Origin of the sequence: Bacillus sp. Marseille-Q3570 (genome assembly GCF_946151055.1) — a bacterium.
Lineage (GTDB): Bacteria > Bacillota > Bacilli > Bacillales > Fictibacillaceae > Pseudalkalibacillus.
Genome location: NZ_CAMGYZ010000003.1, coordinates 406197 through 430115 on the forward strand (window position 1 = coordinate 406197; position 23919 = coordinate 430115).

Annotated in this window: 23 protein-coding genes; 19 read left to right on the top strand and 4 right to left on the bottom strand. The window is 40.9% G+C overall.

Features of this window, described 5'->3' with window-relative positions; genetic code table 11:
• Nucleotides 1–115: 115 nt before the first annotated feature.
• The gene (locus N8M93_RS07850) at nt 116–1231 is read right to left on the bottom strand and encodes an aminopeptidase (RefSeq protein ID WP_261130737.1); all 1116 of its coding nucleotides are present in this window, start codon (nt 1229–1231) and stop codon (nt 116–118) included.
• 183 nt (nt 1232–1414) lie between these two features.
• Here N8M93_RS07850 and N8M93_RS07855 point away from each other — a divergent pair, with 183 nt between their 5' ends.
• The 10 genes from N8M93_RS07855 (at nt 1415) to N8M93_RS07900 (ending at nt 11847) form a co-directional block, all read left to right on the top strand.
• Entirely contained in the window at nt 1415–1855 is a 441-nt protein-coding gene (locus tag N8M93_RS07855; RefSeq protein ID WP_261130738.1) for a DUF948 domain-containing protein, read from the top strand.
• Between the two features lie 14 nt (nt 1856–1869).
• A complete protein-coding gene (locus N8M93_RS07860) occupies nt 1870–2334 on the top strand; it encodes a YtxH domain-containing protein (protein WP_261130739.1) in 465 nt (154 codons plus the stop codon).
• 63 nt (nt 2335–2397) lie between these two features.
• Nucleotides 2398–2724, top strand: a complete 327-nt coding sequence (gene ytxJ / locus N8M93_RS07865; protein WP_261130740.1) for a bacillithiol system redox-active protein YtxJ — start codon at nt 2398–2400, stop codon at nt 2722–2724.
• A 116-nt stretch (nt 2725–2840) separates the two neighbouring features.
• Nucleotides 2841–3917, top strand: a complete 1077-nt coding sequence (locus N8M93_RS07870) for a bifunctional 3-deoxy-7-phosphoheptulonate synthase/chorismate mutase (RefSeq protein WP_261130741.1) — start codon at nt 2841–2843, stop codon at nt 3915–3917.
• Between the two features lie 114 nt (nt 3918–4031).
• Complete coding sequence (gene ccpA / locus N8M93_RS07875; protein WP_261130742.1) at nt 4032–5042, top strand: catabolite control protein A; 1011 nt, start codon at nt 4032–4034, stop codon at nt 5040–5042.
• A 198-nt stretch (nt 5043–5240) separates the two neighbouring features.
• Nucleotides 5241–5687 carry a CHRD domain-containing protein gene (locus tag N8M93_RS07880; protein WP_261130743.1) on the top strand — a complete coding sequence of 149 codons (447 nt, stop codon included), beginning with the start codon at nt 5241–5243 and terminating at the stop codon, nt 5685–5687.
• Nucleotides 5688–6453: 766 nt separating this feature from the next.
• On the top strand, nt 6454–8802 hold the full coding sequence (locus N8M93_RS07885) for a VPS10 domain-containing protein (RefSeq protein WP_261130744.1): 2349 nt from the start codon (nt 6454–6456) through the stop codon (nt 8800–8802).
• Between the two features lie 157 nt (nt 8803–8959).
• Nucleotides 8960–9409, top strand: coding sequence for a hypothetical protein (locus N8M93_RS07890; protein WP_261130745.1), 450 nt, complete (start codon nt 8960–8962; stop codon nt 9407–9409).
• Nucleotides 9410–9421: 12 nt separating this feature from the next.
• Nucleotides 9422–11377 (top strand): molybdopterin-dependent oxidoreductase, encoded by a 1956-nt coding sequence (locus tag N8M93_RS07895; RefSeq protein ID WP_261130746.1) that lies wholly within the window; start codon nt 9422–9424, stop codon nt 11375–11377.
• Nucleotides 11332–11847, top strand: coding sequence for a molybdopterin dinucleotide binding domain-containing protein (locus N8M93_RS07900; RefSeq protein WP_261130747.1), 516 nt, complete (start codon nt 11332–11334; stop codon nt 11845–11847). Before N8M93_RS07895 ends, N8M93_RS07900 begins: the two co-directional genes overlap by 46 nt.
• Before the next feature lie 107 nt (nt 11848–11954).
• Here the strand turns inward: N8M93_RS07900 and N8M93_RS07905 are convergent, their stop codons facing one another.
• Complete coding sequence (locus N8M93_RS07905; protein ID WP_261130749.1) at nt 11955–12344, bottom strand: DUF1259 domain-containing protein; 390 nt, start codon at nt 12342–12344, stop codon at nt 11955–11957.
• 127 nt (nt 12345–12471) lie between these two features.
• Between N8M93_RS07905 and N8M93_RS07910 the strand changes: the two genes are divergently transcribed.
• From N8M93_RS07910 to N8M93_RS07945, 9 genes are all read left to right on the top strand, one after another.
• Nucleotides 12472–13137 (top strand): reverse transcriptase-like protein, encoded by a 666-nt coding sequence (locus N8M93_RS07910; RefSeq protein WP_261130750.1) that lies wholly within the window; start codon nt 12472–12474, stop codon nt 13135–13137.
• A 177-nt stretch (nt 13138–13314) separates the two neighbouring features.
• Nucleotides 13315–14322, top strand: coding sequence for a LacI family DNA-binding transcriptional regulator (locus tag N8M93_RS07915; protein ID WP_261130751.1), 1008 nt, complete (start codon nt 13315–13317; stop codon nt 14320–14322).
• Between the two features lie 51 nt (nt 14323–14373).
• Nucleotides 14374–15603, top strand: a complete 1230-nt coding sequence (locus N8M93_RS07920; RefSeq protein WP_261130752.1) for an ABC transporter substrate-binding protein — start codon at nt 14374–14376, stop codon at nt 15601–15603.
• A gap of 161 nt (nt 15604–15764) precedes the next feature.
• Entirely contained in the window at nt 15765–16598 is an 834-nt protein-coding gene (locus tag N8M93_RS07925; protein WP_261130787.1) for a carbohydrate ABC transporter permease, read from the top strand.
• A complete protein-coding gene (locus tag N8M93_RS07930) occupies nt 16598–17419 on the top strand; it encodes a carbohydrate ABC transporter permease (protein ID WP_261130753.1) in 822 nt (273 codons plus the stop codon). The genes N8M93_RS07925 and N8M93_RS07930 overlap by 1 nt, the downstream gene beginning before the upstream one ends.
• A 25-nt stretch (nt 17420–17444) precedes the next feature.
• The gene (locus tag N8M93_RS07935; RefSeq protein ID WP_261130754.1) at nt 17445–19127 is read left to right on the top strand and encodes an alpha-glucosidase; all 1683 of its coding nucleotides are present in this window, start codon (nt 17445–17447) and stop codon (nt 19125–19127) included.
• A 510-nt stretch (nt 19128–19637) separates the two neighbouring features.
• Nucleotides 19638–19901 (top strand): hypothetical protein, encoded by a 264-nt coding sequence (locus N8M93_RS07940; RefSeq protein WP_261130755.1) that lies wholly within the window; start codon nt 19638–19640, stop codon nt 19899–19901.
• A 319-nt stretch (nt 19902–20220) separates the two neighbouring features.
• Nucleotides 20221–20337 carry a symporter small accessory protein gene (locus tag N8M93_RS22875; protein WP_396125434.1) on the top strand — a complete coding sequence of 39 codons (117 nt, stop codon included), beginning with the start codon at nt 20221–20223 and terminating at the stop codon, nt 20335–20337.
• Complete coding sequence (locus N8M93_RS07945) at nt 20334–21923, top strand: sodium:solute symporter family protein (RefSeq protein WP_261130756.1); 1590 nt, start codon at nt 20334–20336, stop codon at nt 21921–21923. Before N8M93_RS22875 ends, N8M93_RS07945 begins: the two co-directional genes overlap by 4 nt.
• 206 nt (nt 21924–22129) lie before the next feature.
• Here the strand turns inward: N8M93_RS07945 and N8M93_RS07950 are convergent, their stop codons facing one another.
• Nucleotides 22130–23290: an acetoin utilization protein AcuC gene (locus N8M93_RS07950; RefSeq protein WP_261130757.1), complete on the bottom strand. Its 1161-nt coding sequence runs from the start codon at nt 23288–23290 to the stop codon at nt 22130–22132.
• A complete protein-coding gene (locus N8M93_RS07955; protein ID WP_261130758.1) occupies nt 23287–23916 on the bottom strand; it encodes an acetoin utilization AcuB family protein in 630 nt (209 codons plus the stop codon). Before N8M93_RS07955 ends, N8M93_RS07950 begins: the two co-directional genes overlap by 4 nt.
• Nucleotides 23917–23919: the final 3 nt, after the last annotated feature.

Below are 23919 nucleotides of genomic sequence, written 5' to 3' on the forward strand. Positions count from 1 at the left end.
TTTGTAGTGAGCACCTGTATTTTTGTAGTTAATTGTTTTTCAACTGGTGTTTCGAATATGAAAAAGCTGAATCTGATACTAAACGATCAGCTTCAGCCCTTTTTACCTAATAAAATCACTTCAGATTCTCCGGATTAAGCGGTTCTAGCTCTGGTAAGACGAAGCGGCCATCTTTTCTTATAAGGACACCGTCGAAGTAGATTTCCCCTCCGCCGTAGTCAGGGCGTTGAATATTGACAAGATCCCAGTGGATATTGGAGTCATTACCGTTGAACGCTTCCTTATAACATTGCCCCGGTGTAAAGTGGAAACTTCCATCGATCTTTTCGTCAAACAGGATATCCTGCATCGGTGTTTGGATATAAGGGTTCACACCAATTGCAAATTCTCCAATATAACGTGCGCCTTCATCCGTATCGAGGACTTTGTTCAATCTTTCCGTATCATTTGCGCTTGCTTCGATGATTTTTCCGTCTTTGAACGTGAAACTTACATTATGGAAGACGAATCCCTGATAAGGAGACGGCGAGTTGAATGTAATCGTGCCATTGACTGAGTCGCGTACTGGTGCTGTGTATACTTCACCATCCGGTAGATTTTTATGTCCTGCTGATGTAACAGAAGGAATATCTTTGATTGAGAAAGTCAGGTCTGTTCCTGGACCTTTAATTTGGACCTGATCTGTGCGGTTCATCAGCTCTTCTAGTGGTCCCATCGCGTCCAGCATTTTGCTGTAATCAAGATTACATACATTGAAGAACAAATTTTCGAATGCAGAAGTACTCATGTCAGCTAGCTGCGACATGGATGGTGTCGGATAACGGAGTACACACCATTTCGTTTTCGGGATTCTGAGTCCATGATGGACAGACTTGTAAACTTTCTTCTGATAGAGTGCCATCTGTTCAGACGGAACATCCGATAGTTCTGAAATATTATTCCCCGAGCGGATTGCTACATAGGCATCCATTTCTTTCATGATCGTCTCTTCAAATTTCCCTTGAAGTTCCAGTTGCTCTTCTTTTGCTTCCATAAGTAAAGCACGTTGAGTGGTTTCATCCTTAATGGTTACAAAAGGAAAGCCCCCAGCTTTATATGCCTCTTCTACAAGAGCATTAACAAGTTCCTGTTGGAAACCTGTATTTTCTATCAAAACTTTCTCACCAGGCTGAAGGTCTACCGAATATGTAATGATGTTATTCGCCAACGCTTGTATTCTTGGATCTCTCATAAGGAATTGCCCTCTCCTTTTTATAATATTTGTTATTTCCCACCTACTATTGTACTTTATTTTAAGTTTAGAAAAAAGATAGGAGGATTGTTGAATCAAGACAGCGAATTTGATTAAAAAGGTTTAAGTTTAATGAATACGTGAATTGGGAAATGGAATACTAAACAGGAGGTGGTATGCGATATGGAAATAATCTTGTATCTAAGTGTAGCTTTAATTGCAGTAGCGTTCACAGTACTAGTCGTTTTTATTTCTAAAACATTGAAATCTCTTCAACTAACTTTGACGAATGTTGCAAAGACGTTGGATGGACTGGAAAACCAACTTGATGGAGTATCGAGGGAAACAACGGATTTGTTACATAAAACCAACCGTTTAGCCGACGATATCCAGCATAAGTCTGAATCTCTCAACTCTGTATTCCATGGTGTGCGTGAGATTGGAGATAGCCTATCAACCGTTAGTCATTCTGTGAAAAATGTGTCCACACGCATTGCACGGGAAGGTGAACGGAAATCAGATACAGTTTCTCAGGTGGTACAGTGGAGTAACGCTGCATTAGATATTTGGGAAAAATGGCAATTGAGGAATAGGAAGATTGAAAAAACTACTGAACCAAAATAGAGGAGGATGTTAAAATGCAAACTACAGAAAAAAATACTCAAAACCAATCATCGTCAATTGACACGAAGGACTTTCTCATCGGCTCATTGATCGGTGGAATCCTTGGCGCGACAACTGCACTTTTGTTAGCACCTAAGTCAGGTAAAGAGCTACGTACTGACCTGAATGATCAAGCGCATCAACTAAAGGATAAAAGTTCTGAAGTAGCTAATCTTGCACGAGAGAAATCTTCTACTTTGGCTCAAAATGTAAGCAGTCAAACATCCCAGGCTGCAAATAAAGTAAGGGAATTTTCAACATCTGCACGTGACAATATCAACAAATGGAGAAGTAAAGAAAATGAATTGGATCATCTAGAAGAAGAATACAACGAAGGTAAAGCTGATGCGATTGAAGACGCAATGCAAACGCCAAACAGCCAGTTGAACGATATCGAAACAAACTTTGAAGAAAAGCACCCAAGTTCAACAAATAAATAATTGACAATAAAGTGCCTGGTGGAGCCAGGCACTTCATTTTTACATTGGAAGTGAGGTACTATGATGAAAAAAATCAATTCGTGGGATGAATTCAAAGAGATCGATCAAGCAACGCCTTTCTTTTTCTTGAAAAACAGTACGACATGTCCAATCAGCCAAACAGCATATGAAGAAACTGAGAAGTTTGCAGAGGATCATGCTGACTTACCAATTTACTATTTGAACGTCCAGGAATCAAGGGAACTATCAAACTGTATTGCAGAAGAATTCAATATCAAACATGAATCACCCCAAATATTTCTATTTTCTGATAATCAAGTGCGGTATCATGACTCACACTGGAATATCACTTATAGTTCATTAGGGGACGTCGTAAAGAAAAACGTTTAACAATTTGAAGATTTAGTGTCTTAAAGGACTCCTTGCTAGACTGCAAATGATCCTTGGACTAAACTAGTAGAAGGACTAATACCAATGTAATTTCTCAAGTAGTAGGAAGTGAAATGATGAGCAACCAAGAGTTGGATCTTTTACGAGATCAGATTGACCATATCAATCTCCAGTTAGTAGAATTGTTGAATAAACGTGCGGAACTTGTCCAGGACATCGGTTACGTAAAAAAGAAACAGGGTGTCAACCGTTTCGATCCTGTACGAGAAAGGTATATGTTGAATAAAATCGCAGAACATAACCGAGGCCCTTTCGAGACGTCGACAATCCAGCATATTTTCAAGCAACTTTTCAAAGCAGGACTGGAGCTTCAAGAGGATGATCATAGCCAAACACTGCTTGTTTCAAGGCAGAATCAACCTGAAAACTCAATTGTGGATGTTCTAGGGGAAAGAATAGGCGATGGCCATCAGAGGATTGTGGCCGGTCCCTGTGCTGTAGAATCATATGAACAAGTTGAAGCAGTAGCGGAGGCTGTCAAGGAACATGGAGTTAAGCTTTTGCGAGGTGGTGCATTCAAGCCGCGTACCTCACCTTACGATTTCCAGGGGCTTGGAATGGAAGGACTTAAGATATTGAATCAAGTCGCTAGAAAGCATGACTTAGCGGTTGTGAGTGAAATTGTGAACCCTGCTGATCTTGAAGAAGCACATGAATACATTGATGTCATCCAAATCGGGGCAAGAAACATGCATAATTTCGAGCTCTTGAAAGAAGCTGGCAGGACATCGAAGCCAGTCCTGTTGAAACGTGGGTTAGCAGCAACGATTTCCGAATTCATGAATGCAGCTGAGTATATTATGTCGAAAGGGAATTCCAATATCATTCTGTGTGAACGAGGTATCCGGACATACGAAAAAGCAACGAGGAATACACTTGATATCTCTGCAGTTCCAATTTTAAAACAAGAAACGCACCTACCTGTGTTCGTTGACGTAACCCATTCGACTGGAAGAAGGGATATCCTTCTACCAATAGCCAAAGCAGCTTTAGCAATTGGAGCAGATGGAATCATGGCAGAAGTCCACCCTGATCCTGCAGTTGCATTGTCCGATTCGGAACAACAAATGGATATCGAGCAATTCAATGAATTTGCAAGAATACTTAAGGAAACAAATCCGGAATTAATTTGACTGAATCACGAGTGAATGTTGTAGAATATAAGGAATTAGAGTAGAAATTTTAATTATAGGAAGAATAAGAATAAGAATTCGTTTGGGCACAATAACGTGCAAAAGGAGGCCGTTATGAATAACAGTAATATTACAATTTATGATGTCGCAAGAGAAGCCGGAGTATCGATGGCAACCGTTTCGCGTGTTGTGAACGGGAATCCAAACGTTAAACCAGCAACTCGTAAAAAGGTATTGGATGCAATCGAAAGGCTTGGGTACCGTCCGAATGCTGTAGCACGTGGATTAGCCAGTAAAAAAACGACGACAGTTGGTGTCATCATCCCAGATATTTCAAGCATTTTCTTTGCAGAACTGGCACGAGGGATCGAAGACATCGCTACAATGTACAATTACAATATTATTCTTTGTAACTCAGACCAAAACAAAGAAAAAGAAATCCATCTTCTCAACACTTTATTAGGCAAGCAGGTTGATGGAATCGTCTTTATGGGCGGTAATATCACGGATGAGCATGTTGAGGAATTCAAGCGTTCCCCTGTTCCGATCGTTTTAGCAGCAACAGTTTCCTCAGATGAAGAGATTCCTACTGTTAATATCAATTATCAAGAGGCGGTAAATGATGCAATCAAGTTGCTGATTGAAAGAGGTAATGAAAAAGTCGCGATGGTTTCTGGCCCGCTTGAAGACCCGATCAATGGACAATACAAATTTTCCGGATATCGAGGAGCTCTTGAAGAAGCAGGATTTGAAATCAATGAAGACTATGTATACGTTGGGGATTATACGTATGACTCTGGATTGGAAGCAGTTGATAAGTTCATCAATTTAGATGACAAACCGGATGCAGTCTTTGTCGGTACTGATGAAATGGCCCTGGGAGTCATTCATGGTGCACAAGATAACGGGTTGAATATCCCCAAGGACATTGAAGTGATCGGTTTCGATAATACGCGTCTTGCTTCAATGGTACGTCCGACACTTACCACGGTCGTCCAGCCGATGTACGATATCGGGGCTGTGGCGATGAGATTGTTGACTAAATTCATGAACAATGAAAATGTGGAAGACCGGAAAGTCATCCTCCCGCACAGAATACAACTGAGGGATTCTACAAAGGAATGAATATGATCGGCATGTGGCCAGGTATAGGCTGCATGCTTTTTTTTGCTTATATAAATACTTTTAGGAAGATTCACCTATTAAATCTCCTCTTTTCAATGAAATTCACCTCACCCATCCCTATCTAGATAGGGACTTCTATCTATACACGAAACTATTACTCAGAATACAATAAAATAGCTTTATTGAGGAGGTGATATATTGAGCAAATTCATTGCTGTATTGGCAGGTGAAAACGAAGTTCCTCCAGTCATCACGGATGCTTTCGGTAACGCAAAATTCGATGCGAATAGACGACTGGAACAGATTAGGTTTATTTTAAAAGTGGAGGATATAGAGAATTTAGTACAAGCTCATATCCATTTTGGTGCTCCTGGGCAGAACGGTCCTGTACTGGCTTTCTTATTCGGGGCAGACCTTGCCACACTTGAAGACCAGGATGGCATCAGCACCGATAAAGGGGTTGTCACAGGTATCATAACCAATGACGACATTGAAAGCAATGATGTCGGAGTTAGAGATGTGGATGACTTGATCAGCCTTATGTGTGATGGACGCACATATGTAAATGTTCATACCGAGCAAAACCCCGCTGGCGAAATCCGAGGACAAATTATGCCAGTTCGAAAAAATTCCTTTTTATTCTAACCTGGACAAGCTGTGGTTTCTCCAAGATTTAAATCTTTACCCCATAACAAATACCTTCTGATTAAATTAAAGGGTACCCGTTTCGTGGTGATAACCTATAACATGAGAAATGCCCTGTGATTTTACACAGGGCATTTTGTTTGGTTCAAACATTTAGTAAGCAATTGACAGTACAAATGACACGATAACCTACATAGGACAACTGTTTTATAAGTTTGTTGTAAGTACATAACTGTGGTTTAATTTTCTTCATCTAAAGTCCTCATCCCTTCACCTCTGCTTCGATGATCGACACGTGTGACTGTATAAGAAAAAGCTAGATTCATTTCATTTTAAAATGAAAAAGGGGCGAGACTAAAAAAATACAAATCATGAGTCGGACAATTGAGATGGTAAGATCCATCCCTCGTCCGACGGTGATTCATCCCCACCTTACTTATTGGGCTATGCCCTTCACATTCCTTGAGGATGGGGTCTTTTCGCTGCTTGATAAGAAACTACCAGGATATAGAAGGTCATTTAGGCTGAATTATTTCGGGTCTCTAAATAGTTCTTCTGAAATAGCTGCACCGAGTGAAATAGGAACAAAATATCAAAAAATTCCAATTAGATTGACATTATTTTCTTAACTCATTAGAATCCTTGTATCTTGAAACTAAAATGACTGGGAGGAGGTATAAGAGTAACTAGTCCAAGAGTCATACACATCAAGAAACACTAAAGTTTTTTTGCATCACCTCTTTTATAAAAAGAAAGGATGAGTGTATTGGCGAAAAAGAAAATCTATTTATTCTTGAGTGTTTTAGTTGCTTTGTTCCTCGTAGCTTCGCTCATTTTCTTCCAAACATCAGAACAAACCTCGAATGTAGAGGTAACAAACGGAACAGAAGAAGCACAAGGACCAATAGATGAAAGGGTCGAAGCAGATTTTGCAGAAAAAGGACCTGGAAAACGTGATGATTGGTTTATGACTCAAAAGGGCTTCGAAGAGGAAGATATCCCTCGAAATGCATTCCATAAAGCATTTGAGCAAACAAAGCAAATACGTGGCACAACTGCAAAAGAGGCTCCTGGGGCTTTGGATCAGAAATGGGAATTCAACGCACCAAGTAATATCGGGGGTAGGGTGGTGGACCTGGCAGTCGATCCAAACAACGAAGATACAATTTACATAGCGGCAGCTTCAGGAGGAGTATGGAAAAGTACAGACGCTGGAAAGACCTTCAAATCCGCATGGGAAGACGATCTTGTACAATCAATAGGTGCAATCGGAATTACCCCTGATGGAACCCTTTATGTAGGTACCGGTGAAGCTAATCCTGGTGGAGGAAGTATTGTGTATGGAGGTACTGGAGTCTATAAATCTACGAATGGAGGAGAAGATTGGGAGTATATTGGTTTGAAGGATAGCAATGCAATCGGACGAATCATTGTTGATCCAACTGATTCCGATAAAATCTGGGTAGCCGCATCAGGTCCTTTATTCCATGATGGGGGAGAACGTGGTTTATATGTAACTGAAGATGGAGGTAAGACGTGGGAGCTTTCACTTGAAGGCACAAATAAAACAACAGGTGCAGTGGATATAGCCATTAATCCCGGCAATCCGGAACAGATATATGTTGCTATGTGGGATCGTATCCGATATCCGAATGAACGGAAATACGGTGGTGAAGGATCAGGTATCTATCGTTCTGACGATGGCGGGGCTACATGGACTCAGTTGAAAGATGGCCTACCATCAGGAGAAGAGGTGGGGCGGATCGGCCTTGCTATATCTTCCACTGATACTGAAAAGATTTATGTAACTGTCATTAAGACAGATGGCTATTTTGAAGGATTTTATGTATCAAATGATAGAGGAAAGTCGTGGGAAAAACAGCCGCGTAATGATTTACTTGCAAATTCCCAATCTTCATTCGGCTGGTGGTTTGGACGTAATTATGTAGATCCGAATGACGGTGAACACATTTTTGTCTCAGGAGTACAACTGATGGAGTCAACAGATGGCGGTGAAACCTGGAACCGATCCAGGGGCAGTATCCATGCAGATCAGCATGCCATGGCATGGGATCCAAAATCACCAGGGCGTGTTTATCTTGGGAACGATGGAGGAGTATACCGGTCAGAGGATAATGGGGCTGTATCATCCGAATGGATAAAAGCAGAATATGAACCTTTTACACAATTTTATACGCTTGATGTAAGTCATGTGGATCGCTCCCGGCTCTCCGGTGGAACCCAGGATAACGGCTCTATCCGTTCATGGGGTGAATCAGCAGATGGATGGAATAATTACTACTATGGTGATGGTCTAGTCAACCTGATCAATTATGAAGATCAGCAGATTGTTTACGCTTGTTACCAATATGGAAATTGTGCAAGATCCGAAGACGGCGGGGAAACAATGTCCTACTTTACGGATAAGACCGTATCGGAGCGAAGGAACTGGATGACGCCAGTCGTATTTGATCCGAACAATCCTTCTGTCATGTATTACGGAGGAAATATTGTCAATCGTTCTACAGATGGCGGGAAGACATGGGAAGCGATCAGTCCTAGTCTTTCAGATGCTGAAAGTCAGGACCAATATCCATTCGGAACGATCACAACGATTGCAGTATCCAAATCGGATACAAACGTTTTATATGCTGGAACAGATGATGGCAGAGTATGGACGACAAAAGATCTAGGTGAGAACTGGGAGGAGATCAAGGATCCTAAATTACCGGACCGTTGGGTTACACGCTTAGCAGTTGATCCTAAGGATGAAAAAATCGTTTATGCAACATTTTCTGGTTTCCGATCTGGAGATAATGCATCACATGTTTTAAAAAGTAAGGACGGCGGTAAAAGTTGGGGCGATATAAGTGGAAATCTTCCAGGTGTACCGTTGAATGATCTTGTCGTTCATCCCAAAAAGAGGAATGTCCTCTATGCGGCCAGTGATGTTGGTGTATTCGTATCACCAAATGGTGGGAAGAAATGGTACAGTCTAGGAACAGGGATTCCTGTCGTACCAGTTACGGACTTGAAATACCATGAACCTTCTGGTGTTCTCTATGCAGCTACATTCGGCCGTGGGGTCTTTGAAGTAAAACTGAAAGGTTGGTAAAATGACGAAAGATCGTATCTCTGAAAGAGATGCGGTCTTTTTTTTTAGGATACCTCACTAGTAAGAGGGTTTATTTTCATCAAAACAAGGATAAAGAAAAGTAAGGATTTTGTAGAAACGGATATGATCCCATTACATTATGAGAGGAGATATCGTTTTGACGAACCCCGACACAGTATCTCAAGAAATAAAGGAGGCTTATAACTTTCTCTCAGAGGCCCTTAATCTAGTAGATTCATTGAACAGAACACTTGTGGTGAATGATAATACACTCGAAAAACGTTACCGATATATATTGGAGGAACAAAAGGAGCACCTGATAAGAGTGGTGAAAAAGCTTGAGGACAATGAAATTGAAACAGAACAGTTAGGTAAAGATGTCCATGTCATCTATTATGGTGATGAAGTAGGAAACTTGCATTTAGGGGCATGGAAAAGGCAAACGAAATGGATTGAGTCTGAAGGTAAAGAAAAAGTAGAAGATATCACTGAAAAAGCTGTGGAAATAAAACAGAAGCTAACGCAGGCAATTCCTGGTTTGGTAAGGGTCCTTGGAGAAGAGCATGTTAAATATGTGGTTCCTGCACTTTATAGAGATTCGTGTTAAGGAGGGAAGACAGTGGAGGATTGGGGTAGACGAAAACTCGATAAACATGTAGCTGATGGAGAAATTGTAGAGCGTTGGGTGCATAGTACCTGTAATTTGTGCTCAATTGGATGTGGATGTGAAATTGCCGTCAATGATAATCGGATCGTAGGGATCCGGGGAAAGAAAGACCACCCCATCAATCTTGGAAGATTGGATCCTAAAGCAAAAGATCAATGGATACCTAATAATCATGACGATCGGTTATTAACACCATTTATACGTGACAATGATGGCCGCCTTCAGCCAGCTTCATGGAAAGAGGCTATGGAAAAGATCATAGGAAAAGCAAAAGAGGTCTTGAGAGAATTAGGTGGTGATGGGTTCGCCATCTATAGTACCGGGCAAGGAATGCTTGAAGATTATTATACCATTGCTAAAATTGGCAGGGCTGGGCTAGGAACTCATTTAATGGATGCTAATACTAGGTTGTGTACGGCTACAACAGAGTATTGTTTGATCCAATCCTTTGGAACAGATGGTGTTCCGGCAGGATTCGAGGACCTTGACACTGCCGAAACCGTCATGTTTTTTGGACATAACCCAGCTGAAACAGGAACAGTGCTTTTTGAAAGGGTAATCGAGAGAAAGATGCGTACCGGAAAGCCGTATATCATTGTAGTTGATCCAAGGGAGACCTTGACTGCCCAATCAGCAGACCTTCTCTTACCTTTAATTCCAGGGACAAACCTTGCTTTATTAAACGGATTATTAAGTGAGATGATAACGAGGGAGTATATTGATTCTTCTTTTATAGAAAACCATACCGTTAACTTCGATAAGATGAAGGAGAATGTAAATGAGTGGACTCTCTCAAAAACTTCTGAACACACTGGGATAGCTGTGGAGAAACTTGAAAGGGCTGTGGAGCGATTGGGCAAGACCTCGAGCCTTGTCAGTACGACATTGCAAGGGGCATATCAATCTGCAGATGCAACATCAACCTGCGTAGCCATCAACAACCTCCATTTGATGAGAGGAATGATAGGCAGACCAGGAAGCGGCCCATTACATATGGCCGGGCAGCCAAGTTCCTCTGGAAATCGTACAGTTGGAGGAGTGGGTACGTATCCTGGGAACCGGAATCCTAATAACCCAAAACACTTAAAAGAAATCGCCACCCTATGGAACATTGATGAGGAAACATTAGAAGTAGGGCCAGAAAAAGGGATCCTCAAACAAATTGAGTTGATGGAAGACGGTAAAATCGGTTTCTTCTGGAACATCCATACCAATCCATTGGTTTCGTTGCCGAATAGGCAACGTGCAAAAAAGGCACTCGAAAAAACCTTTGTAGTAGTCCAAGACCCATTCATGACGGAGACAGCAAGGGAAGCTGCAGATGTCATTCTCCCTCCAGCAATGTGGGGAGAGAAAGAAGGGACGATGGAAAATGCGGATCGAACGATCAATCTCCTCAGAAAAGCGGTTGACCCTCCCAAAGGAGTAAAAACCGATTTTGAAATCTTACTGGAATTTTCAAAACGGATGGAATTCAAAGATAAAGATAGTAATCCATTGATTCAATATGAGTCCCCTGAAGAAGCGTTTGAAGAATGGAAAGTGGTATCAGAGGGAAGGCCTAGTGACATGACACATATGAGTTACAAGAAACTTGAATTCCGAAATGGGATGCAATGGCCCGCCAATGATAAAAGACCTGAAGGATCTCCGCGATTATATGAGGATTTCAATTTCCGGACAGGGGTGGACGATGTCCAAAGCTATGGGAAGGATATTGTAACGGGGAGACCACTTTCACGTAAAGAATATTTAGATAAAAGTGAACCGGGGAAGGCAATCTTCTATGCTACACCTTATTTCCGTCCTTCTGAGCATCCTAAAAAGAAATATCCGTTCTGGTTGAATACTGGGAGGCTCGTATGGCATTGGCTACAAGAACAAAAACTGCTCGTTCTTCTTACTTAGACGAAGCAGCTAGCGAAGCTTATCTTGATATCCATGAAGATGATGCATCCAATTTAAAGATAGTAAATGGCGAATTTGTAGAAGTGGTGTCTCCTCGAGGGGCAATCCAATTACCAGCGAGACTCAATAAATCCGTAAGAAAGGGAACGGTTTTCATACCCTTTCATTTTGGTGACTGGGTGGGTGAAGAAGTACCGAATGACCTTACAGTAGATGTGGTAGATCCTGTATCCCATCAACCAGTATATAAGAATTCTGTATGTCGTCTTGAGAAAATCCGAACATCACATAAAGCGAGAAAAGGAGAAAAATTAACTTCCATTGCAGAGAAATATCATCTTCCACCTGAAAAGCTTGCTCAAGCGAATGGGTTGGATCGTCACCGCCAATTGGACGATGATATGATTTTAGAGATTCCTAAAAAAGTGAAGGAAGTTCAAATTTCAAATTACCGGATCCCAGTTGAATAGATTTTGTGGTTTTAGGGAGAGAGTGTTTGTACTCTTTCCCTATCTTCATAATATAATAATGCCAGATTGAAAAGTAGTCCGAACAAAGCTTGGAGGTTTTGATAGGTTCACTGTAAAACCCTGAAGGCTTCCGCGACTTTTCTGGCAAAAGACAATGGAGGTTCTACAGATTGGAAGTGGAGATAAAGAATCGTTGGTTTTGTGTATAACCAATGGTTATGCAATGCACTTATGATGATTCCATTTCTAACAAGAATATTTACAAAGGCAGGGATTTCTTCTTCAAGTAGTACAGTTTCTCCAAGGTTAAGGGCATTTCCTACATGATCCAGTGATTCAAACATCAGTTCAGCATGTAATTCACTGCGACTCGGACGACCTTGTATGGTTACATTCAAATTGCGGTCTATCTCCACAGAGCAAACTCCGTTATCAATTTTAGGTTCCCCTTTCAGGACCTGCCCATATTGCTGGCAAAGCGTATGGAAATGAAGCATAAAAACACCCTCATCATTTTTTTATACACTTTATGTACGGACTAAAATTCAGGAACTTGTATGGTTATAGAAGGAAAGAGCAATATAAAAACACCTTCATTGAAATACGAGTCAGAGGTGGTAAAGCATGGAAATCCGAATCGAATTTACATATAAAACACCAAAAGGAAAAAAGACAACATTTAGTTCCGAAGAGTTGCAAGCAGATCAGGCGATATTGATTGCTGAAGATCTGGAAAAAACAGGACGATCCAAAAATCTGAAATTCATCGATCGTAGTGAAAATACATGGACTATGAAGGAATTAAAGGAGTTCTTAAAAGGGATTGAAACGGAACCCCACAACGTGTCGGTATATTTTGATGGAGGGTTTGATCTAGAAACCAGACATTCAGGGTTAGGCTGTGTCATTTATTATGAACAGAATGGAAAATCATATCGTCTAAGGAAGAATGCGTCGGTCGAACAACTGGAAACGAATAATGAAGCCGAATACGCTGCGCTTCACCTGAGCCTGAAAGAATTAGAGCTGCTGGAAGTCCATCATCTGCCTGTGAAATTCATTGGTGATTCACAAGTTATCATCAATCAGTTGAAGGGGGAATGGGCATGCGTAGAAGGAGAATTATCAAAATGGGCTGATCGTGTTGAAGAAAAACTTAAGAAGTTGGGCATTGATTCGGAATACGAGCTTATTTCCAGGAAAGAAAACCGAGAGGCCGATCAATTGGCTACCCAAGCCTTAAGCGGAATAACGATCGAGAGCGTAATCGAATTGCCATCCAATAGATGACATATTCATTGGAATAAAATATTGGAAAAGAGAATGGTAAAACGGATGATTTTAGGGCTTTGATAGGGATTGAACAAACACGTAAAAGCGATTAAATAAAAAGTACTATTGAAAGCGTTTTAACAAAGTGCTAGGATTATGGTTAACGTAAACGTTTACCTAAGGAAGGAATAGTAAATGGTAACCATTAAAGATGTCGCGAGAAAAGCAAACGTATCTACAGCTACTGTATCAAGGATACTGAACAATCAAACTGGATATTCAGAACAAACCAGAGAAACAGTTATGAAAGTCATTGAGGAACTTTCATATAAACCTAACGCAGTAGCACGAAGTTTAATTAGCAGGAATACCCAGACAATCGGCGTTTTGTTCCCCAATGTCTCGAGTATGCTTTCTTCAGAAATCCTCCAGGGTATCGAAGAGGTAGCCCATCATTATGGATCGAGTGTCATTGTATGTCACACTGCATCTGATGGAATTCGGACTAATAAGTATTTGCAGCTTTTACATGAAAAGAGGGTAGACGGACTGATTTTTGTAAGTGAAACCCTGAGGGATGAATATTACGAAAAAATAAAAACCATGAACATCCCGCTAGTATTGATTTCAACGATGTCTTATAAGCATCAGGTTCCATATGTAAAAGTAGATGATCGCAACGCATCTTATACTGCGACAAAGTATTTGATTGAAAATGGACATACAAAAATCGGCATGATCAGTGGGAACAAAAAAGATCCGATAGCTGGAGCACCCAGGATTCAAGGCTTTCAAGATGCTTTATCTGAATCTTCACTCTCCGATAGTTCCAACAATGTTATTTTTCAAAACGGTTTTACTTTTCAGGATGGTAAAGAGGGAGCGCTGAAGCTACTTCAACAATCACCTGAAATTACGGGAATCGTAGCAGCAAGTGACGAAATAGCGATTGGAGCCATGTCTTCTCTCCATCATATGGGGAAGAAGGTACCAGATGATCTATCTATAATCGGTTATGATAATTTAACCACTTCAGAAATGGTGATCCCCCCGTTAACAACCATTGCTCAACCTTTTGTCGAAATGGGGGCAAATGCATCAGAAATGATTTTTGAAATGTTAAGGAATCATACACATCAGGTTCAAAGTCGTATTATGAGGCATCAGCTGATTGAAAGAGAAAGTGTTAAAAAACAACAATAATTTTTTAGTCTTTACGTAAACGTTTACGTAAATCCAGAAGGGAGAATGGAAATGTTTAACACAGCAAAAAAATGGTTGAAAACCGGCTTGATTGGATTGGCGAGTGTATTGGTCATTGGTGGTTGTAGTTCAGGAGATTCCGATGCGATCGAGGTTTTCTCGAATAAATCGGAAAGTACTGAAATCTACAAAGAAATCATCAAGGATTTTGAAAAGGAAAACCCTGAAATTGATATTAAATTAAGTGCACCGCCAGAAGCAGAAACAGTTTTAAAGACTAGAATGACGAAGAATGACCTTCCGGAAATCATGTCCATAGGGGGGAATGCAACATATGGAGAACTTGCTCGAGCAGGTGTATTGCATGATTTTTCCGGTACGGATCTTGAGAAGCAGATTCAACCAGCCTACACTAAAATGGTTGGTGATTTAGTTGGTGAAGAGAAGAAAGGCACATTCGGACTTCCATACGCCACAAATGCCAACGCCGTCATTTATAATAAAGACCTTATGAATGAACTTGGTCTTGAAGTTCCTGAAACATGGGACGAATTCATCAAGACGTTGGAAGTTGCAAAAGATAACGACGTAACGCCAATCTACTTTACTCTTAAAGACTCATGGACAGGAATGATCCCATGGAATTCAATAGCAGCAAATGTTGCAGGTGAAGATTTTGCTGAGAAAAAGAATGCTGGTGAAGCCAGTTTCCAAGAAGATTATGCCCCTGTAGCAGATAAAATGTTAAACCTTTTGGAATATGGACATGGAAAGAACTTCGATTATGGATACGCAGATGGCAACAAAGCGTTTGCGAACGGGGAGAGCCTATATTATCTCCAGGGGAATTGGGCGATTCCTGAAATCAAAAAAGTCAATCCAGATATAAATCTTGGCGTATTTGCGATGCCTGTCACGAATGAACCTTCTGAAAACAAGCTGGTATCTGGAGTAGACGTCTTGTTATCTGTTTCAGAAGAGGCTTCTGAGAATGAGGATGTCATGAAGTTCATTGAATATATGATGGATGATGAACGTGCGCAAAAATACATCGATGATCAAAAAGCATTTTCTGCTTTAGAAGGAGTTTACCAAGAAGACCCTGTATTCGAGGGGATCAAGGGCAACTTTGAAGAAGGACAACTTACTAGCTTCCCCGATCATTATTATCCATCTGGTATGCAGGCTGCGAACCTGATCCAGGAGTTCCTAATCAAGAAGGACAAAGAAAAATTCCTCAAGAAGATGGATAGCGAATGGGAAAAGGTACAAAACCGTTAGAAATATGGGAAAGGGCATCTTATTGGTGCCCTGTCTCTTTTGATACTTGAAGAAAGTATGAGCAACTAAAGCTCAGCCTGCGCCATAGCTTGGCTTTGCCAAGTTTTCTTTATCGAAGGGAGAGAGAGTAAGTGAAAGGAAAAGATAATGCATACTTTTGGATGACTGTTCCAGCATTGATACTTTTCTTCATCTTCCATACGTATCCGGCACTGCAAGGAATCTTCTATAGTTTTACAGACTGGAAAGGGTATGGTGACTGGAGTTTCGTAGGTCTTAAGAATTATTTCAATGTGTTTCAGGATGTTCGGGCTTGGAGTGCTTATTTGTTCACGTTCCAATTCGCCATCGTTTCTACAATACTTGTAAATGTTTTCAGTTTAGTAGTTGCAATAGGACTAAATGCAAAAATCAAATTTCAAAAGACTTTACGGGCGATTTATTTCCTTCCGAATATTTTAAGCATTCTTATAGTAGCTTACATTTTTAATTTCATTTTTGCACATTTCATTCCACAAATTGCAGATTCGTTAGGTCTCACCGCACTATCTAAAAATATCCTGGGAGATCCAGATCTCGCCTGGTTCGGGATTGTCATCGTAGCTGTCTGGCAGGCTGTCGCTTTCAATACGATCTTATATCTGGCTGGTCTTGCTACTATTCAAGATGATCTCTATGAAGCGGCAAGCATTGACGGTGCAGGCGCATGGAAGAAGTTCTGGAAGATTACATTTCCGATGATCGCTCCATTTTTCACCATTAATATGGTTCTTGCGATGAAAAACTTTCTGATGGTTTTTGATCATATCATCGCATTGACTGGCGGTGGCCCAGGACAAGCCACTGAGTCTATTTCTCTCTTAATCTATCGTGGAGGATTCCAGGGCGGGGAGTTTGCTTATCAATCAGCCAACGCAGTCATCTATTTCATTGTCATACTAATCGTTTCCATTGTCCAAATCCGTATCTTGCAACGAAGAGAGGTGCAAGCGTAATGCCGGGAAGAAATGTGAATTGGATTGTTACAGCTTTATTGTTTATAGGTTCTTTGTTGATTTTGTTTCCATTATACTTAACAATTACAATTGCGCTCAAAACGCCTCAGGAGATGTCGGGGAACTTCTTAGCATTACCGAAAGAATGGCGTTGGGAAAATTTTATAGAAGCTATTGAAGTAACAAACTTTTTTAATGCTTTCTCAAACAGTTTATTCATAACCGTTTCAGTTGTCTTGCTTACACTGATGACGAATTCCCTTGTGGCTTATGCCATTGCACGTAATATGCATAAACGATTCTATAAGATTTTGTTTTATTATTTTGTAAGTGCCATGTTCATCCCGTTTCCAATCATCATGCTGCCGATTGTGAAACAGACAAGTACATGGGGGATGGATAATTTAACAGGGTTGGTTTTTTTGTACGTCGTTTATGGATTGGCTTTCAATGTGTTCATTTACGTAGGTTATATTAAATCGATTCCAATCGAATTGGAAGAAGCAGCAATCATTGATGGTGCTTCCCGCTGGCAGGTTTTTTGGAAAGTCATTTTTCCATTGTTGATGCCGATGAACGCGACAGTGGCGATCTTGACAACCCTATGGGCATGGAATGATTTCATGTTACCGCTAGTAATTTTAAGTGATTCAGATCTTGCGACATTACCACTTGTTCAATATATGTTCCAATCTCAGTTCAGTACAGACTACAATCTTGCATTTGCGTCTTATTTGATGGCACTCGCCCCTATGATCATCGTTTATATCTTTGCTCAGAAATGGATCATCAGCGGGGTTGTCAAAGGTTCTATCAAATAGTTATAACCAGAGAGGAGTTATGTTTATGAACCGTACTTGGTGGAAAGAAAGTGTAATCTATCAAATATACCCACGGAGCTTCAACGATAGTGATAATGATGGTATTGGTGATATTCCGGGGATCATTGAGAAGCTCGATTATTTACAAGAGCTCGGAATCGATGTCATTTGGTTATCCCCTGTCTATCAGTCTCCAAATGACGATAATGGCTATGATATAAGTGATTATCAGGCGATAATGGATGAATTCGGGACGATGGAAGATTGGGACCTGTTACTTGAAGAAATCCATCGACGGGACATGAAACTGATTATGGATTTGGTCATCAATCATACATCGGATGAACATGTATGGTTTATGGAATCTCGAAAGTCTCATGATAATCCTTACCGCGACTATTATATTTGGCGTGATGGTAAAGATGGAAAAGAGCCGAACAATTGGGAGTCAATCTTCAGTGGATCCGCATGGCAGTATAATGAACGGACGAATGATTATTATCTTCATTTGTTTTCAAAGAAACAACCAGACTTGAATTGGGAGAATCCGAAGCTTCGAAAAGATATTTATGAAATGATCCGATGGTGGCTTGATAAAGGGATTGATGGGTTTAGAATGGATGTCATCAATTTCATTTCAAAAGATCAGGCATACCCTGATGGAGATGTGGTGGACGGAAAGCCATATGCATCAGGGGCGAAATATTTCATGAACGGTCCAAACATACACGATTATCTGAATGAGATGAACAGGGAAGTTTTATCAGACTACGATATCATGACAGTAGGTGAAATGCCCGGGGTTTCACCAGAAGAAGCAAAACTTTACACTGGTGAGGACCGGAATGAGTTGAATATGGTTTTCCATTTTGAACATATGGATCTCGATTCAGGTCCTGATGGGAAATGGGATGTCAAACCCTGGTCCCTCGTAGAAATGAAGAAAATTTTCAACAAGTGGCAATTAGATTTAGGTAATGAGGGATGGAACAGCTTATATTGGAATAACCACGATCAACCTCGTGTGGTTTCCCGTTTTGGTAACGACTCGGCCTATAGGGAAACCTCTGCAAAAATGCTTGCAACAACCTTGCACATGATGAAAGGTACGCCTTACATCTATCAAGGGGAAGAGCTTGGAATGACCAATGTCAATTTCAATTCGATCGAAGAGTACAAAGACATTGAGACGTTGAACATGTACAATGAAAAGATCGAGAATGGCGCAAATGTGGATCGTATAATGGAATCGCTCCATATCAAATCGAGGGATAATGCAAGGACACCGATGCAGTGGAGCGGCGAAACCAATGCAGGTTTTACAAATGGGACTCCGTGGATAAAGGTTAATCCTAACTATAAAGAAATCAATGCAGAACAGAATACCCGGAATCCTCAATCTGTCTATCACTATTATCGGGATCTGATTAAACTGCGGAAGGAACATGGAATCATCGTCTATGGAGAATACGAACCTTTGCTTGATGAAGATGAAGATATTTTTGCTTACCTGCGGAAACTGGAGAATGAAGTATTGTTGGTGGTAAACAATTTCAGTGGTGAAGAGCAGCACTTTATAATACCTCCTGAAGTACGAGATAACCAAAAATGCAATTTATTGATCAGCAACTACGATCATTATGAAGATCGCCTGCAAGACTTCCACTTGCAACCATATGAATCCAGAGTATATAAAATAAGGCTCTAAGACTTTTCTTTGTTTAATATAAGGCTGAGTTTGATTAAAGAAAGCTTAATTTATGACACTCCTGTTGGAAAAGCGAGCCAGGTGAGACCCCACAACCATCCTGTTTTTAGTTAACGGACACCAGAGACGTTATTTGTAGGTGAAATCGGTGTTTCTAAATTTTACCGGACACCACAGCCGTTATTTGTGAACAAAACAGCTGATTTCCTATGATTTTTGCGAAATAAGCTCCCTGATGTCCGTTAAGTTTGTAAATTTCCATTATATTGGCCAAATAAGGGCTCCTGTGTCCGTTAACGGTTTAGCCAACTTGGGTTTAAGTCAGGAGAGAACGTGGTTTGCAGATCGCCTGCGGAAAGGGAGAGAATTTCGCAAAAATCAACAATAAAGTTAAACAAAGCGTATACTAAAATAAAGATATAAAGTTCAAAGAATACAGATAACCATTCGTTTCAAGGTATCTGTATTTTTTGTTTGGACAAACTAGAAAAAACTACTGGATGTGAATATATGAAATTAAATGGAAACATCATATCAGGAGATTTCGATCAGGTGAATAATGAGTTCATGTTGGAGAAAGTCAAACAATTTACGACTGAATCAGCTCTTAATGAAAAACAGTTGAATGCACTTTATGAATATTTGAACAAGAATACAGGCGTTACAGATGGATTGATCCTTACGCTATATGATCAAATGCTCGTCCATTTAAGCCAGGAAGACATCAGTCAGTTCTTACAGGATTTAAACGAAGTCAAATCTCTGTATCATTAAAAAGTGGAGGCTGCACCATAATGGTCAGCCTCTTTAATTTTGAGGTTAAGACCCTAAATTCGAAAAATAATATATGATTTGGGAGGATTTTGTCATTTTAAAAGGAAAATTAATAATACCACCTCCCTTTTCAACTTCTAAAGGCAATGCTTTTATTTCATTTAAAGAAATCATGGATACTTTCTTCAGTATAAGGGCGAAAAAGGCTCAGTTTTGCCAAGTGTGCTCTGAAATGTATGCGCTTACAATATCTTTTTGCTTGGCTCTGTTTTTAGAAAAAGGGGAGGAAAGTACTTACATAAATAGGAGGGCGGTAAAGGTGTTAGGAATGGAAGATGGCGGTGTTGCGTTTGTTTGGATCGCTACGGTACTATCGGCGGTCGGTTGTGTGGTGTTTGGGGCAGTAATGTGGAACCGTGGGGGAGATGAGCAATGAATTTAGCTGTTTTGATACCAATCATTATCATTTATATAGGAATTATGTCAGGGCTTGCTTACTACGGTTATAAAAAGACGACGACAGAAGCCGATTACCTGGTAGGAGGACGGAATATCCATCCTGCTGTAATGGCTCTTTCTTACGGGGCTACGTTCATCAGTACCTCTGCAATCGTTGGATTTGGAGGAGCTGCTGGTGTGTTCGGAATGGGATTGTTATGGCTCGCGTTCTTGAATATCGTCCTCGGAATTTTCGTTGCATTTGCGGTATTCGGCACACGGATTAGAAGGTTATCCCTTCAGTTGGATGCGACAACTTTTCCTACTCTACTCGGAAAGCGATATGAGTCCAATTTCATTACGGTTTTTGCAGGTGCAATGATTTTCGTATTGATGCCTGCTTATACGAGTATCGTCTTGATTGGTGGTGCGCGGTTCCTGCAGGAATCCCTTGCTATGAACTTTAATATCGCACTATTGATCCTCGCATTGATCATTGCACTCTACGTGGTCAGCGGGGGAATCAAGGCAGTCATGTATACTGATGCTTTCGGTGCAATCATCATGCTCGTCGGAATGGCGATCTTCCTTTTCGTCACCTATCAAGCTGTGGGAGGTTTGATAGAAGGGCATAGTGGATTATCTGCCATGAAAAGTTTGGTGCCGCAAGCCCTAGTTGATGGAGGGCATCTTGGTTGGACAAGTATGCCAGCGCTTGGCTCACCACTATGGTGGACTGTCGTAAGTACAATTATCATGGGTGTCGGTATCGGAGTTCTTGCACAGCCACAGTTAGCCATGAGATGTATGACGGTTAAAGATGACCGCGCTCTCTATCGGTCTGTACTTGTCGGGGGGATCTTCATCTTCTTCATGACTGGGGCTGCATTTGCAATTGGACCGTTGAGTAACTTATATTTCTATAATACATCCGGTGAAATCGCGTTAACAGTCGCTGGAGGGAATGCAGATTTGATCATTCCGAAATTCATCAATGCACTTATGCCTGATTGGTTCATTTACCTGTTTACGCTTACGCTGATATCCGCCACGATTTCAACGGTTTCCTCATTGATTCACGTTCAAGCCACCGCATTTGGACAGGACATTTTGAAAACACTTGGTATCAAGAGTCTGTTCGGAATTAAAATGAATCTGACCAGAATTGGAGTTCTACTTGGGGTTATCGCAGCAATTATTTTGGCGTATCTATTGCCGGCTGGGATCATTGCTACAGCGACGGCATTCTGGTTTGGAATATGCGGGGCAGCATTCTTGCCTGCTTTGATGGGAGCTTTATTCTGGAAAGGTGCGACAAGAGCTGGTGCGACCTATAGTATTGTTACTGGATTTACAGCCAGCATACTCGGTTTTCTTTTCTTTCATCAAAAGGAAGCCGCAGCATTTGGTATATCAAAGGCGATTTTCGGTAAAGAAACTGTACTTGCATTTCCTTGGACACATGTCGACCCACTGTTTTATGCGTTGCCATTATCTGCGATCGTCTTTGTGGTGATCAGCCTTTTGGATACAAGCTCGAAAGTGAAACGTGAATATAGTGAACAACAAAAAACTGCTTTATAAAGTGTTGTCTTCGAAATGATAAACAGCGTGAGTAGAATATAAAAGTTTCACTGTGGATTTCGTCAAGCAGAACGGATATTTGTAAATTTGATCAGCATCTTACATTTTTGTAAAACCGGAACTTCATTTTATGAAAACTTACAAAAAAGCTTTCAGATGTACAAAAAAAGACTGTCCTATTTTTAGGACAGTCTCTTAGTCATGTTTTAAACTGATTTTTTCTCGTTCCTTATATGCTGCAGGGCTCGCTTGAGCATGACCTGGTTCTTATCACAGATCTCTTGTTTCCTTGGAATGTTTGGATAGAGGTCGGGTACATCATCCCATAACGTTGGCAGTTCGATAGGCGATTTCTCTTGCCACCTTTTCAACCAGGATTCAGGCAGAGAGCCATGTAGGTCAAGTCCATTCATTTCTGCCCAGATAAGGGACCAGGCTCTCGGTACGACTCTCCAAATATCGTAACCACCGCCGCCTACGGCAATCCAACGTCCTTCTGTATAGCGATCGGCTGCACGATTCACCAATTCAGGGATTTTACGGTAGGATTTCATAGTCAGAGAAAGGTGGGTCAAAGGATCCCAGTAATGGGCGTCAACTCCATTTTGGCTGATGATCACATCGGGCTTGAAGAACCTGACGATTTCTTCGATTGCTTCCTCAAGCAATGGAATCCAGGAATCGTCCTCTGTAAAGGCGTCAACCGGCAGATTGAAGGAGTAACCGTAACCTTTTCCAGCACCTTTTTCTGAAACGTTACCCGTACCTGGAAACAGGTAGCGGCCAGTCTCATGAATAGAAAAGGTGCAAACATCCGGATCGTCATAAAAAGCCCATTGGACACCATCTCCATGATGGGCGTCTGTATCAATGTATAAGATACGAGCATTGTATTTTCGCTTCATATATTCAATTGCAATGGAACTATCATTATAAATACAAAATCCAGAAGCACGCCCTCTGAAGCCGTGGTGTAATCCGCCACCCAAACTGAGTGCTTTGTTTGTTTTACCTTCAAATACCTGCTCAGTAGCAGTCAATGTGGCACCGACAAGCCAAGCACTGGCATCATGCATATTTTCAAAAATCGGTGTGTCATCCGTATTCAAGCCGAAACTTGACTCTTGCGATTTAGGCAACTGCCCTTGCCCTGCTTTTTTGATAGCGTTCATGTAATCTTCATTGTGAACGAGCATGATTTCTTCATCTGTCGCTTTTCGCGGTTGGACAATTTGTTCGTCCGATAGGATTCCAGTTTCTTTCAAGAGTTCATAGGTCAATTGGAAACGAAGCGGATTGAACGGGTGATGATTACTAAACTTATAACTTAAAAGCTGATCTGAAAAAATGAAGATCGGCTTGGTCATACGTATTCTCCTGATGCGTCCGGCCATAATACGTTGTATCCCTCCGTTTTCAAGTGATTGATGATCGGTTGAGGATTCATTGTCTGCACTCGAAGCACAAGCACCTTGGTAGCATCTGTTTCTCCAGGATATACGAGGACACTTGTGATATTTACATTATGGTTCCGAATCACAGCCGTTACATCCGCTAACTTTCCAGATACGTTTTCGACCTTGACTTCAAACTGGGAGCTCGGTTGATGTGCCCCCGTAAGTTGTATCAGAGTATAAAGCATGTCCCGTTCAGTAATCATACCGACCACTTCATCGTTCTTTACGACAGGAATACATCCAATCCGTTCCTCATAAAAAATCGAAAGCAGCTCTTCCACGAAATCAAGCGGATGACAGGTAATCACATCTCTCGTCATCACCATTTGAACATCGGTTTCATCAGGTGAAAGATGGTTTGGAATCCGATCTAATACCAAATCTCTGTCCGAAACGATCCCTGAAAGATGTTTATGCTCATCGACAATTGGAAGATGTCGTATCCGGTGTTTTACCATCAACTTTTTTGCTTCTTCTATGCTGACATTTTCACGGACAGTAATGACTTCTTCTTTCATTATTGATTCGACTTTCATTTC

Excerpts from the sequence above, each read along its gene's own strand:
- N8M93_RS07850 (WP_261130737.1), bottom strand. The coding sequence starts at position 1,231 with ATGAGAGATCCAAGAATACAAGCGTTGGCGAATAACATCATTACATAT.
- N8M93_RS07855 (WP_261130738.1), top strand. The coding sequence starts at position 1,415 with ATGGAAATAATCTTGTATCTAAGTGTAGCTTTAATTGCAGTAGCGTTC.
- N8M93_RS07860 (WP_261130739.1), top strand. The coding sequence starts at position 1,870 with ATGCAAACTACAGAAAAAAATACTCAAAACCAATCATCGTCAATTGAC.
- ytxJ (WP_261130740.1), top strand. The coding sequence starts at position 2,398 with ATGAAAAAAATCAATTCGTGGGATGAATTCAAAGAGATCGATCAAGCA.
- N8M93_RS07870 (WP_261130741.1), top strand. The coding sequence starts at position 2,841 with ATGAGCAACCAAGAGTTGGATCTTTTACGAGATCAGATTGACCATATC.
- ccpA (WP_261130742.1), top strand. The coding sequence starts at position 4,032 with ATGAATAACAGTAATATTACAATTTATGATGTCGCAAGAGAAGCCGGA.
- N8M93_RS07900 (WP_261130747.1), top strand. The coding sequence starts at position 11,332 with ATGGCATTGGCTACAAGAACAAAAACTGCTCGTTCTTCTTACTTAGAC.
- N8M93_RS07905 (WP_261130749.1), bottom strand. The coding sequence starts at position 12,344 with ATGCTTCATTTCCATACGCTTTGCCAGCAATATGGGCAGGTCCTGAAA.
- N8M93_RS07910 (WP_261130750.1), top strand. The coding sequence starts at position 12,472 with ATGGAAATCCGAATCGAATTTACATATAAAACACCAAAAGGAAAAAAG.
- N8M93_RS07915 (WP_261130751.1), top strand. The coding sequence starts at position 13,315 with ATGGTAACCATTAAAGATGTCGCGAGAAAAGCAAACGTATCTACAGCT.
- N8M93_RS07920 (WP_261130752.1), top strand. The coding sequence starts at position 14,374 with ATGTTTAACACAGCAAAAAAATGGTTGAAAACCGGCTTGATTGGATTG.
- N8M93_RS07925 (WP_261130787.1), top strand. The coding sequence starts at position 15,765 with ATGACTGTTCCAGCATTGATACTTTTCTTCATCTTCCATACGTATCCG.
- N8M93_RS07930 (WP_261130753.1), top strand. The coding sequence starts at position 16,598 with ATGCCGGGAAGAAATGTGAATTGGATTGTTACAGCTTTATTGTTTATA.
- N8M93_RS07935 (WP_261130754.1), top strand. The coding sequence starts at position 17,445 with ATGAACCGTACTTGGTGGAAAGAAAGTGTAATCTATCAAATATACCCA.
- N8M93_RS07940 (WP_261130755.1), top strand. The coding sequence starts at position 19,638 with ATGAAATTAAATGGAAACATCATATCAGGAGATTTCGATCAGGTGAAT.
- N8M93_RS07945 (WP_261130756.1), top strand. The coding sequence starts at position 20,334 with ATGAATTTAGCTGTTTTGATACCAATCATTATCATTTATATAGGAATT.
- N8M93_RS07950 (WP_261130757.1), bottom strand. The coding sequence starts at position 23,290 with ATGACCAAGCCGATCTTCATTTTTTCAGATCAGCTTTTAAGTTATAAG.
- N8M93_RS07955 (WP_261130758.1), bottom strand. The coding sequence starts at position 23,916 with ATGAAAGTCGAATCAATAATGAAAGAAGAAGTCATTACTGTCCGTGAA.